23 protein-coding genes are annotated in these 23,133 nt (G+C 60.1%); 21 read left to right on the top strand and 2 right to left on the bottom strand.

What is annotated here, in order from left to right; genetic code table 11:
- The first annotated feature begins 66 nt into the window (after positions 1–66).
- The 20 genes from recA (at position 67) to KI811_RS08275 (ending at position 20,757) form a co-directional block, all read left to right on the top strand.
- Positions 67–1,086 (top strand): recombinase RecA, encoded by a 1,020-nt coding sequence (gene recA / locus KI811_RS08370; protein ID WP_214186023.1) that lies wholly within the window; start codon positions 67–69, stop codon positions 1,084–1,086.
- Positions 1,087–1,089: 3 nt separating this feature from the next.
- On the top strand, positions 1,090–2,253 hold the full coding sequence (locus KI811_RS08365) for a type IV pilus twitching motility protein PilT (RefSeq protein WP_214186022.1): 1,164 nt from the start codon (positions 1,090–1,092) through the stop codon (positions 2,251–2,253).
- Complete coding sequence (locus KI811_RS08360) at positions 2,254–2,721, top strand: regulatory protein RecX (protein ID WP_214186021.1); 468 nt, start codon at positions 2,254–2,256, stop codon at positions 2,719–2,721. It begins immediately after the preceding gene.
- A gap of 42 nt (positions 2,722–2,763) precedes the next feature.
- A complete protein-coding gene (gene alaS / locus KI811_RS08355; protein WP_214186020.1) occupies positions 2,764–5,394 on the top strand; it encodes an alanine--tRNA ligase in 2,631 nt (876 codons plus the stop codon).
- 36 nt (positions 5,395–5,430) lie between these two features.
- Positions 5,431–6,555: a hybrid sensor histidine kinase/response regulator gene (locus KI811_RS08350; RefSeq protein WP_214186019.1), complete on the top strand. Its 1,125-nt coding sequence runs from the start codon at positions 5,431–5,433 to the stop codon at positions 6,553–6,555.
- 127 nt (positions 6,556–6,682) lie between these two features.
- Positions 6,683–7,561 (top strand): acetylglutamate kinase, encoded by an 879-nt coding sequence (argB, locus tag KI811_RS08345; RefSeq protein WP_214186018.1) that lies wholly within the window; start codon positions 6,683–6,685, stop codon positions 7,559–7,561.
- Between the two features lie 50 nt (positions 7,562–7,611).
- Positions 7,612–8,811: an acetylornithine transaminase gene (locus KI811_RS08340; RefSeq protein WP_214186017.1), complete on the top strand. Its 1,200-nt coding sequence runs from the start codon at positions 7,612–7,614 to the stop codon at positions 8,809–8,811.
- Positions 8,808–9,725, top strand: coding sequence for an ornithine carbamoyltransferase (argF, locus tag KI811_RS08335; RefSeq protein WP_214186016.1), 918 nt, complete (start codon positions 8,808–8,810; stop codon positions 9,723–9,725). The genes KI811_RS08340 and argF overlap by 4 nt, the downstream gene beginning before the upstream one ends.
- Positions 9,726–9,728: 3 nt before the next feature.
- Positions 9,729–10,229 carry a nucleotidyl transferase AbiEii/AbiGii toxin family protein gene (locus KI811_RS08330; protein ID WP_214186015.1) on the top strand — a complete coding sequence of 167 codons (501 nt, stop codon included), beginning with the start codon at positions 9,729–9,731 and terminating at the stop codon, positions 10,227–10,229.
- Entirely contained in the window at positions 10,222–10,389 is a 168-nt protein-coding gene (locus KI811_RS08325; RefSeq protein ID WP_214186014.1) for a hypothetical protein, read from the top strand. Before KI811_RS08330 ends, KI811_RS08325 begins: the two co-directional genes overlap by 8 nt.
- 40 nt (positions 10,390–10,429) lie before the next feature.
- Complete coding sequence (locus KI811_RS08320) at positions 10,430–11,650, top strand: argininosuccinate synthase (RefSeq protein WP_214186013.1); 1,221 nt, start codon at positions 10,430–10,432, stop codon at positions 11,648–11,650.
- Positions 11,651–11,816: 166 nt separating this feature from the next.
- The gene (locus tag KI811_RS08315; protein ID WP_214186012.1) at positions 11,817–12,260 is read left to right on the top strand and encodes an NUDIX domain-containing protein; all 444 of its coding nucleotides are present in this window, start codon (positions 11,817–11,819) and stop codon (positions 12,258–12,260) included.
- Positions 12,261–12,331: 71 nt separating this feature from the next.
- A complete protein-coding gene (locus KI811_RS08310; protein WP_214186011.1) occupies positions 12,332–13,495 on the top strand; it encodes a hypothetical protein in 1,164 nt (387 codons plus the stop codon).
- A gap of 22 nt (positions 13,496–13,517) precedes the next feature.
- Complete coding sequence (gene argH / locus KI811_RS08305) at positions 13,518–14,894, top strand: argininosuccinate lyase (protein ID WP_214186010.1); 1,377 nt, start codon at positions 13,518–13,520, stop codon at positions 14,892–14,894.
- Complete coding sequence (lptM, locus tag KI811_RS08300; protein ID WP_214186009.1) at positions 14,891–15,643, top strand: LPS translocon maturation chaperone LptM; 753 nt, start codon at positions 14,891–14,893, stop codon at positions 15,641–15,643. The genes argH and lptM overlap by 4 nt, the downstream gene beginning before the upstream one ends.
- Before the next feature lie 210 nt (positions 15,644–15,853).
- On the top strand, positions 15,854–16,726 hold the full coding sequence (dapA, locus tag KI811_RS08295; protein WP_214186008.1) for a 4-hydroxy-tetrahydrodipicolinate synthase: 873 nt from the start codon (positions 15,854–15,856) through the stop codon (positions 16,724–16,726).
- Between the two features lie 94 nt (positions 16,727–16,820).
- Positions 16,821–17,621 (top strand): 4-hydroxy-tetrahydrodipicolinate reductase, encoded by an 801-nt coding sequence (gene dapB, locus KI811_RS08290; RefSeq protein WP_214186007.1) that lies wholly within the window; start codon positions 16,821–16,823, stop codon positions 17,619–17,621.
- Positions 17,622–17,828: 207 nt separating this feature from the next.
- Positions 17,829–19,061 (top strand): LL-diaminopimelate aminotransferase, encoded by a 1,233-nt coding sequence (locus KI811_RS08285; protein ID WP_214186006.1) that lies wholly within the window; start codon positions 17,829–17,831, stop codon positions 19,059–19,061.
- 77 nt (positions 19,062–19,138) lie between these two features.
- Complete coding sequence (locus tag KI811_RS08280) at positions 19,139–20,173, top strand: ParA family protein (protein ID WP_214186005.1); 1,035 nt, start codon at positions 19,139–19,141, stop codon at positions 20,171–20,173.
- Positions 20,173–20,757 carry a HEPN domain-containing protein gene (locus KI811_RS08275; protein WP_214186004.1) on the top strand — a complete coding sequence of 195 codons (585 nt, stop codon included), beginning with the start codon at positions 20,173–20,175 and terminating at the stop codon, positions 20,755–20,757. The genes KI811_RS08280 and KI811_RS08275 overlap by 1 nt, the downstream gene beginning before the upstream one ends.
- Before the next feature lie 118 nt (positions 20,758–20,875).
- Here KI811_RS08275 and KI811_RS08270 read toward each other — a convergent pair whose 3' ends face one another.
- Positions 20,876–21,076: a hypothetical protein gene (locus tag KI811_RS08270; RefSeq protein ID WP_246551581.1), complete on the bottom strand. Its 201-nt coding sequence runs from the start codon at positions 21,074–21,076 to the stop codon at positions 20,876–20,878.
- An 80-nt stretch (positions 21,077–21,156) separates the two neighbouring features.
- Positions 21,157–22,230, bottom strand: coding sequence for a Fic family protein (locus KI811_RS08265; protein WP_214186003.1), 1,074 nt, complete (start codon positions 22,228–22,230; stop codon positions 21,157–21,159).
- Between the two features lie 463 nt (positions 22,231–22,693).
- Between KI811_RS08265 and KI811_RS08260 the strand changes: the two genes are divergently transcribed.
- Complete coding sequence (locus KI811_RS08260; RefSeq protein ID WP_214186002.1) at positions 22,694–23,068, top strand: hypothetical protein; 375 nt, start codon at positions 22,694–22,696, stop codon at positions 23,066–23,068.
- The last annotated feature ends 65 nt before the right edge of the window (positions 23,069–23,133 follow it).

The raw sequence follows: 23,133 nt of genomic DNA, 5'->3' as shown, positions 1-23,133 counted from the left end.
CTCTGTTCAACTATACCGGTCAGGGGCGATTTTCCGCCCTGCCGACGACCCCAGAGGAGGAATTCCGTGACCCAGGAACGCGAGAAGGCGATTGAGCTGGCACTGAGCCAGATAGAGAAGCAGTTCGGCAAGGGCGCCATCATGCGGCTGGGTGCCGACGAGGCCCTGCCGGACATCGACGCCATCCCCACCGGCGCCCTCTCCCTGGATATCGCCCTGGGGGTCGGTGGCGTCCCCCGGGGGCGGGTCATCGAGATCTACGGCCCCGAGTCGTCGGGCAAGACGACCCTCGCCCTCCACATCGCCGCCGAGGCCCAGAAGCTGGGCGGCATCGCGGCCTTCGTCGATGCCGAGCACGCCCTCGACATCGGCTATGCCCGCAAGCTGGGTGTTCGGACCGACGATCTCCTGGTCTCCCAGCCCGACACGGGGGAGCAGGCCCTGGAGATCGCCGAGATGCTCGTGCGCAGCGGCGCCGTGGATGTCCTCGTCATCGACTCGGTGGCGGCCCTGGTTCCCAAGGCCGAGATCGAGGGGGAGATGGGAGACTCCCACGTGGGGCTCCAGGCCCGCCTCATGTCCCAGGCCCTGCGCAAGCTCACCGGCATCATCTCCAAGTCCAACTGCTGCGTCATTTTCATCAACCAGATCCGGATGAAGATCGGTGTCATGTTCGGCAGCCCCGAGACCACCACCGGCGGCAACGCCCTCAAGTTCTACGCCTCGGTCCGCCTCGACATCCGCAAGATCGCCACCCTCAAGCAGGGGGATGCGGTGGTCGGTTCCCGCACCAAGGTGAAGGTGGTGAAGAACAAGGTGGCCCCCCCCTTCAAGGAAGTGGAGTTCGACATCTACTACGGCGAGGGGATATCCCGCCTGGGGGATCTCCTCGACCTGGCCGTGGACCGCAAGATCATCGACAAGAGCGGCGCCTGGTTCTCCTACGGATCCGACCGGATCGGCCAGGGGCGCGAGAACTCCCGGAACTTCCTCAAGGAGCATCCCGAGATGGTGGCCGAGATCGAGGACAAGATCTACGAGACGGCTGGCATTCCCCGCAAAGGGGGGAAGGAAGAGGCGGCATAGGCCATGGAACTCAATGACATCCTCTCCATAGCGGTCAAGGCCAAGGCCTCCGACATTCACATCAAGACGGGGCTTCCGCCGGTGGTCCGGATCGACGGGCGGCTGCGGCCGATCCCCAACGCGCCGCGCCTGGCTCCCGACCAGGTGCGCGGCATGGCCTTGGCCATCATGAACGAGCGGCAGAAAAAGCTCTTCGAGGAGCACTACGAGTGCGACGTGGCCTACGGCGTGCCGGGCCTCGGCCGCTTCCGGGTGAGCGTCTACTCCCAGCGGGGGACCGTGGCCATGGTCTTCCGTTCCATTCCCTTCGGCATCCCCTCCATGGAGAACCTGAACCTCCCGCCGGTCATCAAGAAGCTCGCCCTGGAAGAGCGGGGCCTCCTCCTCGTCACCGGCACCACGGGGAGCGGCAAGTCCACGACCCTGGCCGCCATGATCGACTACATCAACGAGCACCGGACCTGCAACATCATCACCGTCGAGGATCCGGTGGAGTTCCTCCATCGCGACAAGAAGAGCATCCTCTCCCAGCGGGAGGTGGGGTTTGACACCCTCTCTTTCTCCACCGCCCTGAAGGGGGCCCTGCGCCAGGACCCCGACGTGGTCCTCGTGGGGGAGATGCGGGACCTGGAGACCATCGAGACCGCCATGCACGCGGCCGAGACCGGGCACCTGGTCATGTCGACCCTCCACACCCTGGATGCCGCCGAAACCATCAACCGGATCATCTCCGTCTTCCCCCCCTTCCATCAGCGCCAGATCCGGCTCCAGCTCTCGGGGGTCATCAAGGGGGTCATCTCCCAGCGGCTCGTCCCCCGGGCCGACGGCAAGGGGCGGGTCCCGGCCGTGGAGATCATGATCGGCACCGCCCGGATCAAGGAATACATCGACGACAAGGACAAGACGAAGCTCCTCCCCGAGGCCATCGCCCAGGGGTTCACCACCTACGGGATGCAGACCTTCGACCAGTCCCTCATGCAGCTTTACACCGGCAAGCTCATCACCTACGAGGAGGCGCTCCGGCAGTCCACCAACCCGGACGATTTCGCCCTCAAGGTGTCGGGCATCTCGTCGACTTCCGACAGCACGTGGGACGACTTCGTCCACGACGAGGCCCCCCCTGCCGCCGCCGGAGAAACGCCCGCCGAGGGGATCGAGAAGTTTTAGATGGGGGAGGAGCGGAGCGGGTTCAACCGCGCCCTCGACATCCTCTCCCGCCGCGACCAGAGCGAGGCGGAACTGGCCCTGAAACTGCGGCGCCGGGGGATCGGCGAGGACGAGATCGAGTCCGTCGTGAACCGCCTGCGGGAGTTGGGGTATCTCAACGACCGGCGCCTGGCCGAGCGGATCGCGGAATCGGCCCTGGCCGATGGCAGGATGGTGGGGCCGCGGCTCAGCCGGGAGCTCCTTCGGAGGGGAATCCCCCGGGACCTGGCTGCTGAGGCCCTTACCCGGGCCACCGAGGGGCACGACCCGCGCAGCGCCATCCGGGAGATGCTGGCCGGCAAGTTCCCATCCTTCGACCCGGCGGTGGCCGATTTCCGGGAGAAGCGGCGGGTGGTCGGATGGTTCCAGCGGCGCGGCTATCCCCTTTCAGCCATCCTGGAGGCCCTACGGGTTTCCGCCGACGAATGACGCTTATCTAATTCCAATTCAACCTGAATACAGAGGATCCCGATGACCGGAAACGAACTACGCGCCAGATTCCTGAAGTTCTTCGAGGACCGCGGACATACCGTCGTCCCCAGCTCCCTCCTCATCCCCCACAACGACCCGACCCTCCTCTTCGCCAATGCCGGCATGAACCAGTTCAAGGACTGCTTTCTCGGCATGGAGGACCGGGGGTACTACCGGGCCACCAGCTCCCAGAAGTGCGTGCGGGCCGGCGGCAAGCACAACGACCTGGAGAACGTGGGGCGCACGGCCCGGCACCATACCTTCTTCGAGATGCTCGGCAACTTCTCCTTCGGGGACTACTTCAAGAAGGAGGCCATTGCCTATGCGTGGGAGTTCCTCACCAAAGACCTGGGGCTCGACAAGGACCGCCTCTACGTGACGGTCTACACCGACGACGACGAGGCCGCCGACATCTGGCACCACCAGGAGGGGGTTCCCCGGGAGCGGATCTTCCGTTTCGGCGAGAAGGACAATTTCTGGTCCATGGGGGATACCGGCCCCTGCGGCCCCTGCTCCGAGATCTTCTGGGACAACGGCCCCGAGGTGGGGTGCGGCAGCCCCGACTGTGCCGTGGGGTGCGACTGCGACCGCTACATGGAGATCTGGAACAACGTCTTCATGCAGTTCAACCGCTCCGCCGACGGCACCATGACCCCCCTCCCCAAGCCCTCCGTCGACACCGGCATGGGGCTTGAGCGGATCTGCACCGTCATGCAGGGGGTGAAATCCAACTATGACACCGACCTCCTCCAGGGGGTCATCAGGCACGTGGAGCGCCTCTCGGGGAAACGCTACCGGGACAGCGAGAAGGACGACGTCTCCATGCGGGTCATCGCCGACCACGCCCGGGCCACCACCTTCCTCATCTGCGACGGCGTCCTCCCCTCCAACGAGGGGCGGGGCTACGTGCTGCGCCGGATCATGCGCAGAGCCGCCCGCCACGCCAAGATGCTCGGCTTCGCCGAGCCGGTCCTCTACCGAACCGTGGACGCAGTGAACGAGATGATGGGAGGCTCCTATCCGGAGCTCCTGGAGCGGGAGGAGTATATCAAGAAGGTGATCCGGGCCGAGGAGGAGCGCTTTGCCGAGACTCTCGACCGGGGCCTCGCCATCCTGAACGACGCCGTGGACCAACTGAAGGGTGAGGGGAAGACGGTGATTCCCGGCGAGACCCTCTTCCGCCTCTACGACACCTTCGGCTTCCCCACGGACCTCACGGCCGACATCGTCCGGGCCGAAGGGTTCTCCATTGACGAGCCCGGCTTCGAGGCGTGCATGGAGCGTCAGCGGGAGCAGGCCCGGGAGCACTGGAAGGGTTCCGGAGAGGAGGGGATCGCCGCCATCCACAAGACCCTCCATAACCGGGAAATCAGGAGCGCCTTTGTCGGCTACGACGAGAAGTGCAGCTACGGAACGATCAGCAGCCTCCTCCGGGAGGGGGCCGAGGTTGCCGAGGCAAAGGCTGGGGACGAGGTGGAGATCATCACCGACAAGACCCCCTTCTACGGCGAGTCCGGCGGCCAGGCCGGTGACACCGGCACCATTTCCACCGGCTCGGCCCATGTGCGGGTGACCGGCACGATCCGCCCCTATCCCGACCTCATCGTCCACCGGGGGACCGTTGTCGAGGGGACCCTGAAGACCGGCGAGGCGTGCGACCTGAAGGTGGCATCCGTGGATCGTGACGCCACGGCCCGGAACCACACCGCCACTCACCTCCTCCAGACGGCGCTTCGCCAGGTGCTGGGCGAGCACGTGAAACAGGCCGGATCGCTCGTGGCCCCGGACCGCCTCCGCTTCGACTTCACCCACTTCGCCGCCATGACCCCTGAGGAGATCCGGCGGGTGGAGGAGATCGTCAATGCCTTCGTCATGGATAACGATCGGGTCCGCGCCCGGGAAATGGCCGTCGAGGAGGCCATGGAGAGCGGCGCCACGGCCCTCTTCGGCGAGAAGTACGGCGACCGGGTGCGGGTGGTCAAGGTGGGAGAGGTGAGCGCCGAGCTCTGCGGCGGCACTCACGTCCGGGCCGCCGGCGACATCGGCTCCTTCAAGATCCTCTCCGAGGCGGGGATCGCCGCCGGGGTGCGGCGCATCGAGGCCCTGACCGGCATGGGAGCGCTCCGCTACACCCAGGAAATGGAGGAGGAGAAGCGGCAGATCGCCTCCCTTATGAAAGCCGAGGGGGGAGACAACGTCGACCGGCTCCAGAAGCTCCTTGCCCGCCAGAGGGAGATGCAGCGGGAGATCGAGGCGCTCCAGGGTCAGCTCAACGCGGCCCGCTCTGGGGATCTCCTGGCGGATGCGCGGGAGGTGAACGGCGTCAAGGTCCTCGCCACGACTGTGGAGGTGGACGATCCGAAAAAGCTTCGGGAGCTGGCCGACACCCTCAAGGACCGTCTCGGCTCCGGGGTGGTGGCCCTGGGGTGCGGGAAGGACGGCAGGGCCAATCTCCTCGTGGCGGTCACGAAGGATCTGTCGGACCGCATCAAGGCCGGCGACATCATTCGGCAGCTGGCGCCGGTCATCGGCGGTAGCGGCGGCGGCAAACCGGAGCTGGCCCAGGCGGGGGGGAGCCAGCCCGACAAGCTGGCCGAGGCCCTCGGCATGGTGTACGGTCTCATTGGCTGATCTGCGGTCGACAGGAGAAGGAGAGGGCGGAGCACCATGGACGTAATGGCGAAATTCCAGGCTGAGCGGGATGTCAAAACGATCCTTGTCGTGGACGACGAGGCAGTGATCCGCGACCTCTGCGTCCGTGCCCTCAAGGGATACCGGGTGCTCCAGGCGGCCGACGGCGAGGAGGCGTTGCGGCTCTTTGAAAAGGGGGGGATCGACGTCATCCTCACCGATGTGATGATGCCGAAGATCAACGGCCTCGAACTCCTGCGCCGCCTGAAAGAACTGGAACCCACCATCGTGGTCATCGTCATGACCGGCTATGCCGAGAAGGATATCATCCTCAACGCCCTCAAGGCCGATGCCGACGACTTCATCACCAAACCCCTGAACATCCTCCAGCTCAAGACGGCGGTGGACAAGGCCCTGGACAAGAAGGCCCTCAAGGAGGAACTCGCCAACCTCAGGAACATGGACCGGCTCAAGAGCAACTTCCTCTCCCTCATATCACACAAGTTTCGCACCCCCATTACCGCCATTTCCCTCTTTCTCCAGAACCTGGCGAGCGGGGTCTACGATCCGGACGACCCTGAATCGCGCGAGAACCTGAAACTCATCTGCGGCCAGTCCCGATACCTTGAGAACCTTGTCGCCGAACTCCTGGTCTTCAGCCGCTTCATGGCCGCCGGGGAAGAGCTTCACCTGGAGCCGTGCAGCCTCCCTGAAATCATTCGTCCCCTGGTTGCCACTTCCAAGGAGGCGACTGCCAAGCCGGGCGTCGTTGCGTCCTTTGATCTGGAGCAGCTCTCCCCCCTGCCCCTCGATCGGGAGAAGATCGCCTTTGCCATCGGCCAGGTGATCGACAACGCCTTTAAGTTTTCCCGCGAAACGGGGACAGTCTCCTTCTCTCTGCGTGAGGACAACTCTGCATGCCGCCTGACCGTGGAGGATGAAGGCATCGGGATCCCGAAGGAAGAACTGCCGAAGATCTTCGAGAAGTTCTATCAGGTGGACCTTGAGGGGGCCGGCCAGATTCGCGGTTTCGGCCTCGGCCTTTTCTATGCCCGGGAGTTTGTCAAGCTTCACGGCGGCACCATCACCGTGGAAAGCGAGCCCGAAAAGGGAACCCGCGTTACGGTTCTTCTTCCCCTCCATTCATCCGTCACGCCCTGAGTCTTCCCACGCTCTGGAGGCGGGCAAACCCGCCTTTCGTATTGATTATTTCCCCCTATCTGCTATAGTTGCACCTTTCTTGAGCCCCTTCCGGCACCACTTTCCGACGAACGGGAGGTTCAACCGCGTGCAGCATCTCATCGAAAAGGCCAACACCCTCATGGAGGCGCTCCCCTATATCCGGCGCTTCTCCGGCAAGACCATCGTTATCAAGTACGGCGGCCACGCCATGTCCGACGAGGCCCTGAAGAAGTCCTTCGCCCTCGACGTCATCCTCCTCAAATCCCTCGGCATCAACACCGTCGTGGTTCACGGCGGTGGCCCCCAGATCAACGAGACCCTCAAACGCTACGGTATCGTCTCCGAATTCGTGCGGGGGATGCGGGTCACCGACGCCGCCACCATGCAGGTGGTGGAGATGGTTCTCACCGGCCAGGTCAACAAGGAAGTGGTGGGGTACCTGAACCAGCATGGTGGCCGGGCCGTGGGGCTCTCCGGTAAGGACGGCAGTCTCCTCCTCTGTCGGAAGCTCCTCCAGGAGGTGAAGCAGGACGACGGTTCCCTGGAGAAGGTGGACATCGGCTTCGTGGGGGACGTGGTCAGGGTGAACCAGGAACTGATTCAGACCCTGGAGCACGGCAAGTTCATCCCGGTCATCGCCCCGGTGGGTGTAGGGGAGGACGGCGAAAGCTACAACGTGAACGCGGATCTCGTGGCGGGCCGGGTGGCCGGGGCACTCAGGGCCGAGAAACTGATCCTCCTCACCGACGTGGAGGGGGTCAAGGACAAGGCGGGAGAGCTGATCCCCGGCATTGTACTGGATGACGTTCCGCGGCTCATCGACGACGGCGTCATCACCGGCGGGATGATTCCCAAGGTCACCTGCTGCGTCGATGCCATCGACGAGGGGGTCAAGAAGGCCTCCATTATCGATGGCCGGGTTCTCCACGCGGTTCTCCTCGAAATTTTCACCGACGTCGGCGTCGGGACCGAGATCCGACGATAGGCATGGGTTGGAAAACAGTGCCACGGGACGAAAATTTGGAGGAAATGCGAATGAAATCTGCTGATTGGATAGCAAAGGGCGACAAGTACATCATGAAGACCTACGGCCGGTACCCCCTGGTGCCGGTGCGGGGGGAAGGGTGCCGGCTCTGGGACGCGGACGGGAAGGAGTATCTGGACTTTCTCGCCGGCGTGGCCGTGAACAACCTGGGGCACTGCCATCCCAAGGTGGTGGCGGCGCTCCAGAAACAGGCCGCCCAGATGATCCACTGCTCCAACTACTACAATATCCCGAACCAGATCGAGCTGGCAGAGCTTCTCTGCACCCACTCCTTTGCCGACAAGGCTTTTTTCTGCAACAGCGGGGCCGAGGCCAACGAGGCGGCCATCAAGTTGGCCCGCAAGTACGCCCGGGAGAAGAGCGGCAGCGCCGAGCGTTACGGGATCATCACTGCTCTTTCCTCCTTCCATGGCCGGACCATGGCAACCATCTCAGCCACCGGCCAGGAGAAGGTTCAGAAGTTCTTCGATCCGCTCCTCCACGGCTTCACCTATGTGCCGTTCGATGACGCTGATGCCCTGGAAGCGGCCGTAACCCCCCAGACCTGCGCGGTGATGCTGGAACCGATCCAGGGAGAGGGAGGCGTGGTGGTTCCCTCTGCCGACTACTTCCGGCGGGTGCGGGAGATCTGCGACCGCCACGGCCTCCTGCTCATCTTCGACGAGGTGCAGGTTGGGATCGGGAGGACCGGCAGGCTCTTCGCCCACGAGCACTTCGACGTGGCCCCCGACATCATGACCCTTGCCAAGGCCCTGGCCGGCGGCGCCCCCATCGGCGCCATGCTGGCGAAGGACGAGATCGCCGCCTCCTTCTCCCCCGGCACCCACGGCTCCACCTTCGGGGGGAACCCCCTGGTCACTGCCGCCGGCATCGCCGCCATCCGTGCGGTGCTGGAAGAGGGGCTCCTGAACCGGGCCGAGGAGATGGGGGAGTACCTCGTGGGCGAGCTTGAAAGGCTCAAGGAGAAGTATTCCTTTATCACCGACGTCCGTGGCATCGGCCTCATGATCGGCATGGAACTCTCCGTTCCGGCGGGCGACATCGTGGTCAAGGGGATGGAGCGTGGCGTCCTCCTCAACGTGGCCCAGGACCGGGTGCTCCGGTTCGTGCCGCCCCTTGTGGTGACCAAGCAGGAAGTGAATGCAATGATCGCCGTCCTCGACGGCATCCTGGAGGAGATGACGCAATGACCCGGCACTTTCTCGCCCTCAACCAGTACACCAAAGAGGAGCTCGACGGGCTCTTCACCCTCACGCGGGAGCTCAAGGAGAAGCAGAAGCAGTGTATCCCCCACCGGTTTCTGGAGGGGAAGAACGTAGCGCTCATCTTCGAGAAGTCATCTACCCGGACCCGTGTCTCCTTCGAGGTGGGGGTCGCTCAACTGGGGGCCCATCCCCTCTTCATCTCTTCGGGGACCTCCCAGATGGGGCGGGGCGAGCCCATCAAGGATACGGCCCGCGTCATGGCCCGCTACTGCGACGGCGTCATGATCCGCACCTACGGCCAGGAGATCGTGGAGGAGTTTGCCCGGTACTCTGCGGTGCCGGTCATCAACGGCCTCACCGATCTCTTCCATCCCTGCCAGATCATGGCCGACCTCTTCACGGTCATGGAGCACAAGGGGAAATACGAGGGGCTGAAGTATGCCTGGGTCGGCGACGGCAACAACATGGCCAATACCTGGATCGAGGCCGCCGCCATCCTCGGCTTCGACCTGACCCTCGCCTGCCCCACCGGGTACGAGCCCGACCGGCAGGTCTGGGACTGGGCGCAACAGCGGGCCACGTCGTCCATTACCATCACCGAGGACCCCGAGGAGGCGGTGCGCGATGCCGACGTCATCAACACCGACGTCTGGGCCAGCATGGGGCAGGAGCAGGAGCAGAAGGAGCGGGAGGTGGCGTTCCAGGGCTACTGCCTCGACGACGCCCTCGTTGCCCTGGCAAAGCCCGACTGCATGGTCCTTCACTGCCTCCCGGCCCACCGGGGAGAAGAGATTACCGACAGCGTCATCGAAGGCCCCCGCTCCGCCGTCTGGGACGAGGCCGAGAACCGGCTCCACGTACAGAAAGCCATTATGGCGCGGTTGATGGGCGGGGCATAGGTAGTGACCTCTTTCTTAAGCCTCTTCGCAGCACTGAACAGAAAGAAAGTACGGTACCTCCTTGCCGGAGGACTGGCCGTCAACCTATACGGCATAGAGCGGTCCACAGGCGACATTGATCTTGTTGTTGAGCTCGAGCAGCATAATTTGGACAAATTCGTCGAGGTGATGCAGGAATTGGGTTTCAAACCCAAGGTGCCGGTACCTGTAGAGGAATTTGTCCGCCAGGAAAAACGCCAGGAATGGATGCGTGACAAAGGGATGCAGGTCTTCAGCTTCTTTGACCCGAAAAACCCCTTTATCCTGCTGGATGTGTTTATAGAGATGCCATTCGATTTCTCGAAGGTATACGACAACCGTGTGAAAATAAGGGCCGGAACAACATTCGTGCCGCTGGTTCCCGTCAGTACCCTGATAGAGATGAAGGAAAAAGCCGGAAGGCCAAAAGATCTGGCTGATGTCTATTATCTAAAGCAGATTGAAAAGGAATGGGAAAATGAATAATCCGCCGCTTTTTTACTACCGGACCCGGGAAGAGATTGAAGAGTACCGGAAATGGCCGGCGGTGCAGAAGCTCAAACGGCTGGAAATGCAGATGGAATTTCTCTATTACGCCATGCCGAAAAAGGCAAAGCGGATAAGGGACGGATTCAAGGGAATATAAGAGAAGGATTGAAATCCATTTACATCCAAAGGAGATCCACATGGCCAAAGCGCACAAAGACGTGAAGAAGATCGTCCTTGCCTACTCGGGCGGACTCGACACCTCCATTATCCTCAAGTGGCTCAAGAACGAGTACGGCTGCGAGGTCATCGCTTTTTCGGCTGACCTGGGCCAGGGGGACGAACTGGCCCCGATCCGGGACAAGGCCTTTGCCACCGGCGCCGACAAGGTCTACATCGACGACCTGAAAGAAGAGTTCGTCAGGGACTTTGTGTTCCCCATGTTCCGGGCCAACGCCATCTACGAGGGGCACTACCTCCTCGGCACCTCCATCGCCCGCCCCCTCATCGCCAAGCGCCAGATGGAGATCGCGAAGATCGAGGGTGCAGACTCCGTCTCCCACGGCGCCACTGGCAAGGGGAACGACCAGGTCCGCTTCGAGCTGGCCTACTACCACTTCGACCCGGCCATCACTGTTGTGGTCCCGTGGCGCGAGTGGAAGCTCAACAGCCGCCAGGCCCTGGTCAACTACGCCAAGAAGAACGGGATTCCGATCCCGGTCACCAAGAAGCGCCCCTGGTCCTCGGACCGCAACATGCTCCACATCTCCTTCGAGGGGGGCATTCTGGAGGACACCTGGGCCGAGCCCCCCGAGAACATGTACGTCCTGACCAAGGCGCCGGAGAAGGCCCCCAACAAGCCCCAGTTCGTGGAAATCGAATTCAAGAACGGCAACGCCGTGGCGGTTGACGGCGAGAAGATGAGCCCGGCCCAGCTCCTGGCCCACCTGAACTACATCGGTGGCGAGCACGGCATCGGCCGGGTCGATCTCCTGGAGAACCGCTCCGTGGGGATGAAGTCCCGGGGCGTGTACGAAACCCCCGGCGGCACCATCCTCCGCGAAGCCCACTCGGCCGTGGAGCAGATCACCATGGACCGTGAAGTGATGCGGATCCGCGACTCCCTCATCCCCGAGTACGCCCGCCAGGTCTATTCCGGCTACTGGTTCTCCCCCGAGCGGGAGATGCTCCAGACCCTTATCGACGACTCCCAGAAGTGCGTGAACGGCGTTGCCCGGGTGAAGCTCTATAAGGGGCACTGCCGGACCGTGGGGCGGAAGTCCGAGACCAACTCCCTCTTCAACCTTGACTTCGCCACCTTCGAGAAGGATCAGGTCTTCAACCAGGCCGACGCCACCGGCTTCATCAAGATCAACTCCCTGCGGCTGCGGATCAGGGCGCTCATGCAGGGCAAAAAGTAGAAAACGCGCCTTTTCCGCAATCTCTGCGTTGCCCTGCGAAACTGCTTGTGCGGCGTACGCCCAGTACGCCTCCGCACAGTTCCTTGAGCGCCTTGACCTTGCGAAAAAATCGCGTTTTCAGGAAGATCAGCAGGGACACGGTCCGCCGTGTCCCTTTGCATATCCCATGGCCGATAAGACATTCAAGAAAGACCACATCGTCACCTCCGTCGTGGCGGTCATCGTGGACGATGAGAACCAGGTGCTCCTCACCAAGCGGAACGTGGACCCCTTCAAGGGCGAATGGGTCATGCCGGGGGGGAAGATCGACCTGGGGGAGCCGATCATCGCGGCGCTTCAGCGGGAGGTGATGGAGGAGGTGGGGCTCCAGGTGGAGGTGGATCGCCTTGTCGACGTCTTCGAACATGTGACGCCGGGGGATGACAACTACCACTTCATCATCCTCTACTACCTCTGCCGTCCCCTTTACTGCGACATCGCCCACAACCTCGACGAGGTGGAGGAGGCCCGCTGGGTTCCCCGCAGCGAGCTGGGAATCTACAGGATGCCCCAGGGGACCCGCTTCATCCTCGGCAAGCTTTTTCCGGAACTCTGCAGCTGCGAAATGTGACGTAGGGGCGGTGCTTGCTGCGCCCTTTATCGTCAGGCAAAGGAAGTCAAGCTCCCCGACGGAAGCCGCCAATGGTCCAGATCATCGACAAAAAGGTGAATCTCGAATACTCCCTGGGGCACCACCTCCACTGCATGATCGCCCAGGTGCCGAACCGGCTGCGGCGGGCCGAGAAGGGTTTCGCCATCGTGGAGCCGGACCGCCAGTGGGAGATGGTCCGTTCGACCCTCGACCTGGTGGCGGCCGGGGAGGGGAACCTGAAGAAGCTCCACTTCCTCCTCTTTCCCGAGACCCACGTCCCTGTTGCCCGTTTCGACGAGATGCTCTCCCTCATCGACGGGCGCTTCCGCCCCAACACCGTCACCATGTTCGGGGTGGAGCACGTGAGCCTCAAGGCCTACCGGGAGATGCTGGAGCGGTTCCGGGAGGACAATGCCGAGGCCATTGAGCTGGTGGACCGGGACATCGACTCGGGCGACGTGCTGGAAATGCCGGTGAACTGGTGCTGCGTGGCAGTGAAGGAGGCGAACGGAAAGCTCCGGGTTTTCCTGGAGGCCAAGAGCCACCCCTTCCACGGTGAGGAGTTCCTGGACAAGTTCCACGATCTCTACCGGGGGCGCCACTTCTACCTCTTCCGGAGCCGCCCCTCCTGCTTCAACTTCATGGTCCTGATCTGCCTCGACTACCTCTACCGGGACCTTTACAGCTCCAACATCCGGCAGATCATCGACCACGCGAACCAGCTCTACTTCACCACCCGCCAGGCCCTGGACACCATCTTCGTGGTCCAGTGCAACCCGAAGCCGGAACACCGGGCCTACCGCGACGTCCTCTCGGGCTTCTACGGCGAGTACCTGGAGGATACGCCGGGGGTGCGGGAGACGGTCACGGTCTTTGGCAACAGTTCCGACGAGACGCGGATCGAGGATGCACCCGAGGAGCAGGGATTCGGCGCCTCGTCCGTGGTCATCAACCGGACCCACCGCCTGGCTTCGGTGCAGCTTTCGGAGTTCGCAACCGACGATTTCGACGGCGCACCGGTCTGCCGGCTTCGGTTCGGTACGGGAACCCGGCTCTACTACTTCAACCTGCCGCTCCACCATGAGATTGATCCCCGCACCACGCGGGTCCCCCTCAAGGTACACACTATCTTGCGCTGGTCACGGGACGGCGGCTGGGTGAAGGTGACCGGGGATGAGATGGTGGCGGGATTCGAAATCGGTCAGGAATCGTAAACAAACACACCAGGAGACAAGCATGGCACACGAAAAACTCTGGGGAGGCCGCTTTTCCGAGCCGACCGATACCTTCGTCGAGGAGTTCACCGCCTCCATCGACTTCGACAAGCGGCTCTATCACCAGGACATCCGGGGCTCCATCGCCCATGCCCGCATGCTCGGCAAGCAGGGGATCCTCCCCATGGCCGAGGTGGAGAAGATCGTGCACGGTCTCCAGGGGATTCTCGCCCGGATCGAGGAGGGGAACTTCGACTTCTCCGTGGGCCTGGAAGACATCCACATGAACATCGAGGCGCGCCTCACGGAGAAGATCGGCGAGGCCGGCAAGCGGCTCCACACCGGCCGTTCCCGCAACGACCAGGTGGCCGTCGACATCCGCCTCTACCTCCGGGACGAGATCGTGGAGATATCCGCCTACCTGGACCTGCTCGTGGATTCCCTCATCTATCAGGCGGAAACCAACCTCGGCGTCATCATGCCGGGATACACCCATCTCCAGACCGCCCAGCCGATTCTCTTCTCCCACCACATGATGGCCTACGTGGAGATGTTCACCCGGGACAAGGGGCGGATGGAGGACTGCCTCCGGCGCATGAACGTCCTTCCCCTGGGGGCCGGTGCCCTGGCCGGGACCACCTTCCCCATCGACCGGGAGCATGTGGCCGAGCTCCTGGATTTCCCCCAGGTGACCCGCAACTCCCTCGACTCGGTGTCGGACCGGGACTTTGCCCTGGAGTTCATGGCCGCCTCGTCGATCCTCATGATGCACCTCTCACGCTTTTCCGAGGAGCTGATCCTCTGGTCCACCAGCGAGTTCAAGTTCGTGGAGCTGACCGATTCCTTCTGCACCGGCTCCTCCATCATGCCCCAGAAGAAGAACCCCGACGTACCGGAGCTGGTCCGGGGCAAAACCGGCAGGGTCTACGGCAACCTCATGGCGCTCCTCACGGTCATGAAGGCTTTGCCCCTGGCCTACAACAAGGACATGCAGGAGGACAAGGAGCCCCTTTTCGATACCATAGACACCGTGAAGGGGAGCCTCAAGATCTTTGCCGACATGGTGCGGGAGATGCGGATCAACACCGGCAACATGCGGACAGCGGCGGCCAAGGGGTTCTCAACCGCCACCGATGTGGCCGACTACCTGGTCCGGAAGGGGATGCCGTTCCGCGACGCCCACGAGGTGGTGGGGAAGACCGTGGCCTACTGCATCGCCAACGGCAAGGATCTCCCCGACCTGACCCTTGAGGAGTGGAAGGGGTTCTCGGACAAAATCGGCGAGGACATCTTCGACTGCATCACCCTGGAGGCATCGGTCAACGCCCGGGCCGCCACCGGCGGCACCGCCCTGGAGCGGGTGAAGGGGGAGATCGAGCGGGTCAAGGCGGGACGATGAAAGTCAGATATCTCGTTCTGATCGGGTTTCTCCTTCTCACCGCCTGCGGCAAGAAGGGTCCGCTGGTCCCCCCCGAAAGCTTCGTGCCGGCCCCGGTCAGCGCCCTGTCGGTGGAGCAGAAGGAGGGCTCATTCTATGTCTCCTGGCCCGCACCCTCAAAGGACGAGGGGGGGCGGCCGGTGAAGGATCTGGCCGGCTTCAGGGTCTATCGCCGTCCGGTGCTTCCGTCGGGGCAGGACTGCGAGGAGTGCCCCACCGCCTACACCCTCATCAAGACCGTTGACCTCGACTATCTGCAGGACGTGCGGTTCTTCAACAACCGCTACGTCCTGGCCGACGGGGACGTGACCAATGGCGTGACCTACCAGTACAAGGTGATCTCCTTCAAGAAGGACGGCACCGAAAGCAGCGCCTCCAACCGGGCACGCCTTACCAAGGTTGCGGCCCCGCCGGCTCCACGCCTTGCCGCCACGGCCAGCGCCACGGGGGTGCTCCTCCAGTGGGAAATCCCCCCTGTTTCCGCCGGCAAGGTCGCTGGCGCCTACGTCTATCGCCGGCGCGGCAACGATGTCGGGACCCTCGTCCTCCTTACTCCGGCGCCGGTCAGCGACCGGCAGTACGAAGACCTACGTCTGGAGCGAGGCGCCACCTACGTCTACACGGTGCGGGCTGTCGTAGAGGTGGACGGTCAGCTCGTGGAGGGGGCTGTTTCCAACGAAGCGCAGGGAAAGCTGGCAGAGCCGGAATAACCTAACGGGAGTTCATATCCGTTGGCTCTTGATGCGCCCTTAAACCTCTAAGTTTTTGACTTTTTCCGCCTTCCGTGGTAAAAATACGCACTTTTATTTACGCTGCGACGATGAAACACCTTTTTATACATAGAGGAAGCTAAGGATTATTTGACAGATTCTTTGCAAAACGGGCGATCACAAGGATCGCCCCTACAACGGAGGTTTCACATGTTTAAGGGAAGCATTGTCGCCATCGTCACCCCGTTCAATAACGGCGCTGTGGATTTCGAGAAGCTCCGGGAACTCGTTGAGTTTCAGATCGCCAACGGCACCGACGCCATCGTCCCCTGCGGCACCACCGGCGAAGCGTCGACGCTGGACTATGACGAGCACATGGACGTGGTGAAGACTGTCATCAACCAAGTCAACAAGCGGGTTCCGGTCATCGCTGGCACCGGCTCCAACTCCACCCAGGAGGCCATCGAACTCTCCCAGAAAGCCAAGGAGGCCGGGGCCGACGGCGTGCTCCTCGTCACCCCGTACTACAACAAGCCGACCCAGGAGGGTCTTGTCCGCCACTACACCGCCATTGCCGACGCCGTGGCGATTCCCCAGATTCTCTACAACGTGCCGGGGCGCACCGGGGTCAACATGCTCCCCGAGACCGTGGCACGGCTGGCACCGAACAAGAACATCGTCGCTATCAAGGAGGCCACCGGCTCGCTCCAGCAGGCCTCGGAGATCCTGGCCCTCTGCGGCGACAACATCGACGTCCTCTGCGGTGACGACTTCATCACCTTCCCCATGATGGCGTGCGGCGCCAAGGGGGTCATCTCGGTGCTGGCCAACATCATGCCCAAGGCCGTGGCCGATCTGACCGATGCCTTCTACGCGGGTGACCTTGAAAAGGCCCGCCAGCTCCACCTCCACACACTCAAGATCGGCAACGCCATGTTTATCGAGTCGAACCCGATCCCGGTGAAGACCGCCCTGGGCCTCATGGGCAAGTGCTCCGACGAGGTTCGGCTGCCGTTGTGCCCCATGGGTGCGGCCAACAAGGAGAAGCTGGCCACTATCATGAAGGAATACAAGCTGATTTAAATTCAAAACCTACCACAGAGACACGGAGACACAGAGAAATGCAGGAGAAAACCTCCGTGTCTCTGTGTCTCCGTGGTGAAAAAGGGGTTTTCCCATGACTAAAATCGCTGTCTGCGGCGCCGCCGGCCGCATGGGCCAGAGGATCATCGTTGCCGCCAGGGAGGCGGGCTGCACCGTCTCCGGCGCCCTGGAGCGTCCGGGCCACGAGCTGGTGGGACAGGATGCCGGCCTCATCGCCGGGTGCGGCGCCCTGGGCGTGGCCATCTCCGACGATCTCAACGCCGTGGTGGAAGGGTGCGACGTCCTCATCGACTTCACCACCCCCAAGGTCTCCTTGAAGAATCTGGAGGTCTGCGCCCTCAAGAAAAAGGCGATCGTCATCGGCTCCACCGGATTCACCCCCGAGGAGCGGGCCCTGGCCGCCGAGCTTGCGAAGGATATCCCGGCGGTGCTGGCCCCCAACATGAGCGTCGGGGTCAACGTCTGCTTCAAGATCCTCAAGGATGTGGCCAAGACCTTGGGGGATGACTTCGACGTGGAGATCGTGGAACTGCACCACAACAAGAAGAAGGACGCTCCCTCCGGCACCGCCGTCCGCATGGGGGAGGTGGTGGCCGAGGCCCTGGGCCGCGACTACAACAAGGTGGCCAACTACCACCGCGAGGGGATCTGCGGCGAACGGACGAAAGAAGAGATCGGCATGCAGACCGTGCGGGGCGGCGACATCGTCGGCGAGCACACCGTCTACTTCATTGGCATGGGGGAGCGGATCGAGATCAGCCACCGTGCCATGACCCGCGACATGTTCTCCCGCGGCTCCGTCCGCGCCGCCCAGTGGGTGGTGGGCAAGGCGCCGGGGCTGTACGACATGCAGGACGTCTTGGGCCTTCGGTAGGAGGAATGCCGCTTTTTGCCAATCTCGGCGTTGTCTGCGTCATCGCGTGTGCAACGTTACGCGGCTACGTCTCCGTGCTCTTCCTTGACGCCTTGACCTTGGCTAAAAATCGACATCCCGCAGGTTAAACCGAAAATCCTGAACCCGATTTGCCGCTCCATGCGGCATTTCCTTTATACAAAAACGAATCTGGAGGAATTACTGAAGATGGCAAAAATCAACGACAACTACCGGAAACTCAAGGCCGGCTACCTCTTCCCCGAGATCGGCCGCCGCGTGCGGGAGTTCTCCGCCGCTAACCCCGATGCCAAGGTCATTCGCCTCGGCATCGGCGACGTGACCCGCCCCCTGGCCCCGGCCATCATCAAGGCGTTTCACGAGGCCGTGGACGATCTGGCCACCATCGACAACTTCGCCGGCTACGGTCCGGAGCAGGGGTATGACTGGCTCATCAACGCCATCATCGAGAAGTCCTACAAGCCCCTGGGCGTTGACCTCAAAACCGAGGAGATGTTCATCTCCGACGGCTCCAAGTGCGACTGCGCCAACATCCTCGATATCTTCGCTCTGGACAACGTCGTTGCCATCGGCGACCCGGTCTACCCGGTCTACAACGACACCAACGTCATGATCGGCCGCACCGGCGATGCCGACGAGAAGGGGTACTACAAAGGGATCGTCTACATGCCCTGCAACGAGGCCAACGGCTTCATCCCGTCGCTCCCCACGGAGAAGGTGGACATCATCTACCTCTGCTTCCCCAATAACCCCACCGGCACTGTTGCCACAAAGGCCGAGCTGAAGAAGTGGGTGGACTACGCCAACGCCAACGACGCCGTCATCTTCTTCGACGCCGCCTACGAGGCCTTCATCACCGATCCCGCAATCCCCCACTCCATCTACGAGATCGAAGGGGCCAAGAAGTGCGCCATCGAGTTCCGCTCCTTCTCCAAGACCGCCGGCTTCACCGGCGTCCGCTGCGGCCTCGTGGTCGTGCCGGAAGAGGTCATGGGGACCACCGCGACGGGCGAGCGGTACAGCTTCAACAAGCTCTGGCTGCGCCGCACCACCACCAAGTTCAACGGCGCCTCCTACCCGGTGCAGAAGGCTGCCGCCGCCGTTTACTCCGACGAGGGGTGGAAGCAGAACAAGGAGATCATCGACTACTACATGGAGAACGCCCGGATCATCCGCGAGGGCCTGGCTACCGCTGGCGTCACCTGCTACGGCGGCGTCAACGCCCCCTACATCTGGCTCAAGACCCCCGGCGGCATGAGCTCCTGGGACTTCTTCGACAAACTGCTGAAAGAGTGCAACGTGGTCGGGACGCCGGGGTCGGGCTTCGGCCCCAGCGGCGAAGGGTTCTTTAGATTGTCGGCCTTCGGCCATCGCGAGAATGTGATTGAGGCTGTGGAGAGGATAAAGAAGAATCTGAAGTAGCCCATGGACAAAAGGCGGTCGAAAGGACCGCCTTTTGCGATTGACGAGAACGTTTATCAGAAACAGCGGGAGGGGGTATGGCCTCTTATTCATTTTGGAACAACAAAGGTGGGGTCGGAAAAAGTTATCTATGCTTTGTTGCTGCTTCTGAGTATGCGCATAAACATCCTGACACAGACGTTTATGTTGTCGACTTATGTCCTCAGGCAAATTGCTCAGAAACTCTGCTTGGAGGTTACCTCACAAGTCCAAATGCCCTAAATACTATGATTCAAAAAAAACCTAGGGCTACAATAGCTGGATATCTTGAGGCGAGATTGAGTTCTCCGTTCAAGATGATTGATGATGTAACACCATTTGTAACAACACCAAATGATTTTAACCAGAATATTCCATCAAATCTAAAACTTATTTGTGGCGATAATCTACTTGAAATATTAGCCGAAGCAATTCGGCAGACATCGCAGCTTGCAGTACCTCTGGATGCTTGGAAGCAGGTTATTTCATGGGTAAAGGATTTGACAGTTTCTCTTAAAACGGTAAGTGGTGAGAGAGACACGCTTTTTATTTTGGATTGTAATCCAAGCTTTGCAGTTTATACCCAACTTGCAATAGCCGCTTCTGATTATCTTGTTGTGCCATTTACTGCAGATGACAGCTCACGACGTGCTATTGAAAATGTAGTTGCACTTCTCTATGGAGTAGGAGACCCGCATACTGCTACTTATGCAAGAATAAATTTTTCTAAAAGAGCAAAAGAAGATGGTGTTGATATACCTAAGTTCCATACTTTTGTTAACAATAGAGTAACTTTTTATGAGGGTTCTGCCAGTAAAGCCTTTAAAGCGGTTAGTAAAGCAATAAAACAAACTATGGAAGATATCTATGAAAAACACAGAAGCTTCTTTTCTTCACCCAAGGAAGCTCCTAGTAAAAAATTTATTGAAGTTCCTGATTATCATAGTGCCTGTATTGTATCAGCTTTGACTGGGACTTCTTTGCATAAACTTAAAGCTGGTCCACACAAGCTAATAGGAGAGCGAATTCAGATTAATCAGGAACCATTAGATAAATACAGAACCTCTTTGGGCAAGCTTGTTGATAGTCTCTAATGCCATCGTCCGCCGCTTTAAAATATAATTACCAGATTGGGTTGGCAAGGTTATTAAGGCAATCACCTTCTACTTCTAAGTCAAACGCTCAAACGTTTTATCATGCCTCATTAGCTGCTAGTGTTGCGGCATGGGATGCTTATATCAATAATTTGGTGAAAGAATTTTTCAGTGTTACTACGGATCCGCTCTTAACAAAGTATCACCATGTTCATAATTTACTCTTAAACCTTACAGATGTTGCACTAAAGAAATTCAATACACCTAATTGGGAAAATTCTCGTAATTTTCTTGTGATACATACTGGGTACGATCCCATCAATGATTGGGTTTGGCCTTCGAAAGGGATGGCAACGGTACACGTGCAAGAAAGATTAAATCAAATTCTCAAAGTAAGACACAGCTTTGCACATGGCTTTTCGATTCCTGCTTTTCCTTGGACACAATCTCCATCTGGGAAAATAAGATTGACTTCAAAAGGTTTAATAGAGGTAGAGGCCTTCTTGTCTCACTTGGTGCGCCAGACTGATAAAGGAATTAATAGCCACGTTTGTAATATTTTTCATGTGACCCCGTCTTGGTAGTTAGGCATAGTCGGGGGAAGTCTTCCACGATGGGGACGAAATTCGGGGATGGCACACTTAATTCAAAAGGCGGCCAAATGGCCGCCTTTGCTGTTACCGGAGCGTATGTGGTGGTGGACTATAGCTTCACGTCCAGCTCGTTCTGGGTCAGCTGCTCCCGTACCTGCTTCTTCCGGATCAGCACCAGCTCGCCGTTTTTGGTCTTCATGACGGCCCCCGGCTTGCGGTGGGAGTTGTAGTTTTCCGGCGACATGCTCTCGGAGTAGGCGCCGGTGCCGCCGATGACGACGTAGTCGCCGATCTCCGGTTCCACGATCATGGGGGGCGTTCCGGGGATAGCATACCTAATTATAACAAGCGGCTATACACCGCCGTTTGTGTTTCAGTTCACAATTTCCATCAATCCAGTTCCGGCACAAATCCTTCTCTGACAAGTATCCGCATGACCGCCCGGATCAGGGCGTTGTTGACGAAGTTGATCGTATAGACCCGGGCGTTGGGCCGGACCGGCTGGAGCATTTGGGCGTCGACGAGTTTCTTCATTTGATAGGTTCGTTGCCGTTCGGTAAGGTCTGGAAACAGTTCCGCAAAATCACTTGCCTTGAACATGCCGAGCCCGGCGGCACGGCGCAGCACCATCTCTTCTGTCCGGGTGATCAGGCCGCGCGTCCGGCTATAGTCAAGAGCCGGGAAGAGAATCCGTTCCTTGAGAACTGCATAGCGGGTCAGCTGGTCCACCTTTGCCAGTTCGTCCCTGATCCCCGCCAGCACATACAGGCACCATTGGGCTATCCCGTCGTCAGTCCCGCCGTCGGCCAGCGACAGCATGGCGTAATACCGTTCCCGGTCGTTGCAGAACACGGCCGTTGGATTAAGCACGCGTCCGCCTGCAAGCACGTTGAAGCCGTATTTGATCAACAGCGCATAGGTGAGCAGGCGTACGACCCGGCCGTTGCCGTTGCTGAAAGGGTGAATCCAGGCAAACCGGTGGTGTGCAAGGGCCGCTTTCAGCAGATCGTATTTGGGCGGGTCGTCACGGTTGATGAACGCCACCAATTCTTCCATGTAGTCTGGTACCCGTACAGCGTCGGGCGGCAGATGAGTCGCGCCGGTAATGGCAACTGACCCGGTCCTGTATGCGCCGGGAGTCCGGTCCCCTTCACGGTCCAAGCCCTGAACGGTAAGGACGTGCAACTCGCGAATGAACTGATGGGTAATGGGGCTCCCCTTGGCAACGGCTTCTTCGAGAAACGACATGGCCCGCTCGATGTTCTCTATTTCACGGATCTGCTCGCCGTGCGGCGCTTCGGCAGCAATTTTGGCTTCGATGTAATCCGCCAGAGTGGTGTGATTCCCCTCAATTCTGGCAGATCCGAGGCTTTCCAGCAGGTGGAAGATCTGCTTCAACTGGTAAAATACGGGTGCTGGCGTGTCGCCACTCAAGGTCAGTCGCCGCAGATGCTCCAATTCCATGATCACATCCGTGAGCGGAGAGTCGAACGACAAAAGCGGAAGTTTGAGCGGAATATCTACAAAAGTGGGTTGCGTCATCTTCACTAGACCTTTTTGCTAAATACACAAATTCGTTATAACATCTTTACAATTCTAGATAATATATAACCAGATCAGAAATACAACTACAATTTCTTCTGCCGGGAACTACATGGGCAATTCCGGGGCATACTTGATAAAAAAGGCGGCCAAATGGCCGCCTTTTGCTGTTTTCCGAGAATATGGGACGAATCCTTTTAACGATAAGTCAGCTCACCTCGATGAACGATATCCTGCAAGCCGTTAGCTCATTAAGTTTGTATACGGGATTGGGCCAGTTCTTGCATTTGAATTAGCAGTTCTTAAGTCGATTATATTCCCCAAGAATCCTGGTTATCACAGCCAGGCACTGCTGGTTTACCAAAACCACAAAGGGAGAGAGACCATGCTGATGCGACTGCTGTTGCGTATGGTGGGAATTGGTGCCGTGATGGTTGTCTTGCTGTTGTCCGGCTGCGGGACGGATAAGGATAATGATCCCCAGAGCGAAACCGAGTCGCCGCTGCTGGGCGCCAGCCCGATCAACATCCCTTGGGTAGTTGTGGACGGGACTGCCCAGCAGGCCGTTCCCAACACCGGATATATCGCCTTCAACGCGGTTGAAGCGGCTGTGATCACCCTGCCTGCTGAAGCGGAGGTTGGTGATATCGTTGCCGTGACCGGCAGCGCCGACGGCGGTTGGAGGATTGCGCAGAATCCGGACCAGACCATTGTTGCCGATGGCATTTTTGAGTACGGCACTGTCTGGTGTCACTGGTAATGCAATAATGGCCCAAAAGCGGGAATGAAAAGTGTACCACCCTGGGACCTATGGTATCCCTCTCT

It is taken from the genome of Geobacter hydrogenophilus (assembly GCF_018501225.1).
GTDB lineage: Bacteria > Desulfobacterota > Desulfuromonadia > Geobacterales > Geobacteraceae > Geobacter > Geobacter hydrogenophilus.
The sequence above is the reverse complement of the archived record's forward strand: the minus strand, read 5'-3'. Positions and strand labels throughout refer to the sequence as shown.

Bases quoted from the DNA above. Each gene is read 5' to 3' on its own strand.
- KI811_RS08365 (WP_214186022.1), top strand. From the start codon at position 1,090: ATGGAACTCAATGACATCCTCTCCATAGCGGTCAAGGCCAAGGCCTCC.
- KI811_RS08360 (WP_214186021.1), top strand. From the start codon at position 2,254: ATGGGGGAGGAGCGGAGCGGGTTCAACCGCGCCCTCGACATCCTCTCC.
- alaS (WP_214186020.1), top strand. From the start codon at position 2,764: ATGACCGGAAACGAACTACGCGCCAGATTCCTGAAGTTCTTCGAGGAC.
- KI811_RS08350 (WP_214186019.1), top strand. From the start codon at position 5,431: ATGGACGTAATGGCGAAATTCCAGGCTGAGCGGGATGTCAAAACGATC.
- KI811_RS08340 (WP_214186017.1), top strand. From the start codon at position 7,612: ATGAAATCTGCTGATTGGATAGCAAAGGGCGACAAGTACATCATGAAG.
- argF (WP_214186016.1), top strand. From the start codon at position 8,808: ATGACCCGGCACTTTCTCGCCCTCAACCAGTACACCAAAGAGGAGCTC.
- KI811_RS08325 (WP_214186014.1), top strand. From the start codon at position 10,222: ATGAATAATCCGCCGCTTTTTTACTACCGGACCCGGGAAGAGATTGAA.
- KI811_RS08320 (WP_214186013.1), top strand. From the start codon at position 10,430: ATGGCCAAAGCGCACAAAGACGTGAAGAAGATCGTCCTTGCCTACTCG.
- KI811_RS08315 (WP_214186012.1), top strand. From the start codon at position 11,817: ATGGCCGATAAGACATTCAAGAAAGACCACATCGTCACCTCCGTCGTG.
- KI811_RS08310 (WP_214186011.1), top strand. From the start codon at position 12,332: ATGGTCCAGATCATCGACAAAAAGGTGAATCTCGAATACTCCCTGGGG.
- argH (WP_214186010.1), top strand. From the start codon at position 13,518: ATGGCACACGAAAAACTCTGGGGAGGCCGCTTTTCCGAGCCGACCGAT.
- lptM (WP_214186009.1), top strand. From the start codon at position 14,891: ATGAAAGTCAGATATCTCGTTCTGATCGGGTTTCTCCTTCTCACCGCC.
- dapA (WP_214186008.1), top strand. From the start codon at position 15,854: ATGTTTAAGGGAAGCATTGTCGCCATCGTCACCCCGTTCAATAACGGC.
- dapB (WP_214186007.1), top strand. From the start codon at position 16,821: ATGACTAAAATCGCTGTCTGCGGCGCCGCCGGCCGCATGGGCCAGAGG.
- KI811_RS08285 (WP_214186006.1), top strand. From the start codon at position 17,829: ATGGCAAAAATCAACGACAACTACCGGAAACTCAAGGCCGGCTACCTC.
- KI811_RS08280 (WP_214186005.1), top strand. From the start codon at position 19,139: ATGGCCTCTTATTCATTTTGGAACAACAAAGGTGGGGTCGGAAAAAGT.
- KI811_RS08275 (WP_214186004.1), top strand. From the start codon at position 20,173: ATGCCATCGTCCGCCGCTTTAAAATATAATTACCAGATTGGGTTGGCA.
- KI811_RS08270 (WP_246551581.1), bottom strand. From the start codon at position 21,076: ATGATCGTGGAACCGGAGATCGGCGACTACGTCGTCATCGGCGGCACC.
- KI811_RS08265 (WP_214186003.1), bottom strand. From the start codon at position 22,230: ATGGAATTGGAGCATCTGCGGCGACTGACCTTGAGTGGCGACACGCCA.
- KI811_RS08260 (WP_214186002.1), top strand. From the start codon at position 22,694: ATGCTGATGCGACTGCTGTTGCGTATGGTGGGAATTGGTGCCGTGATG.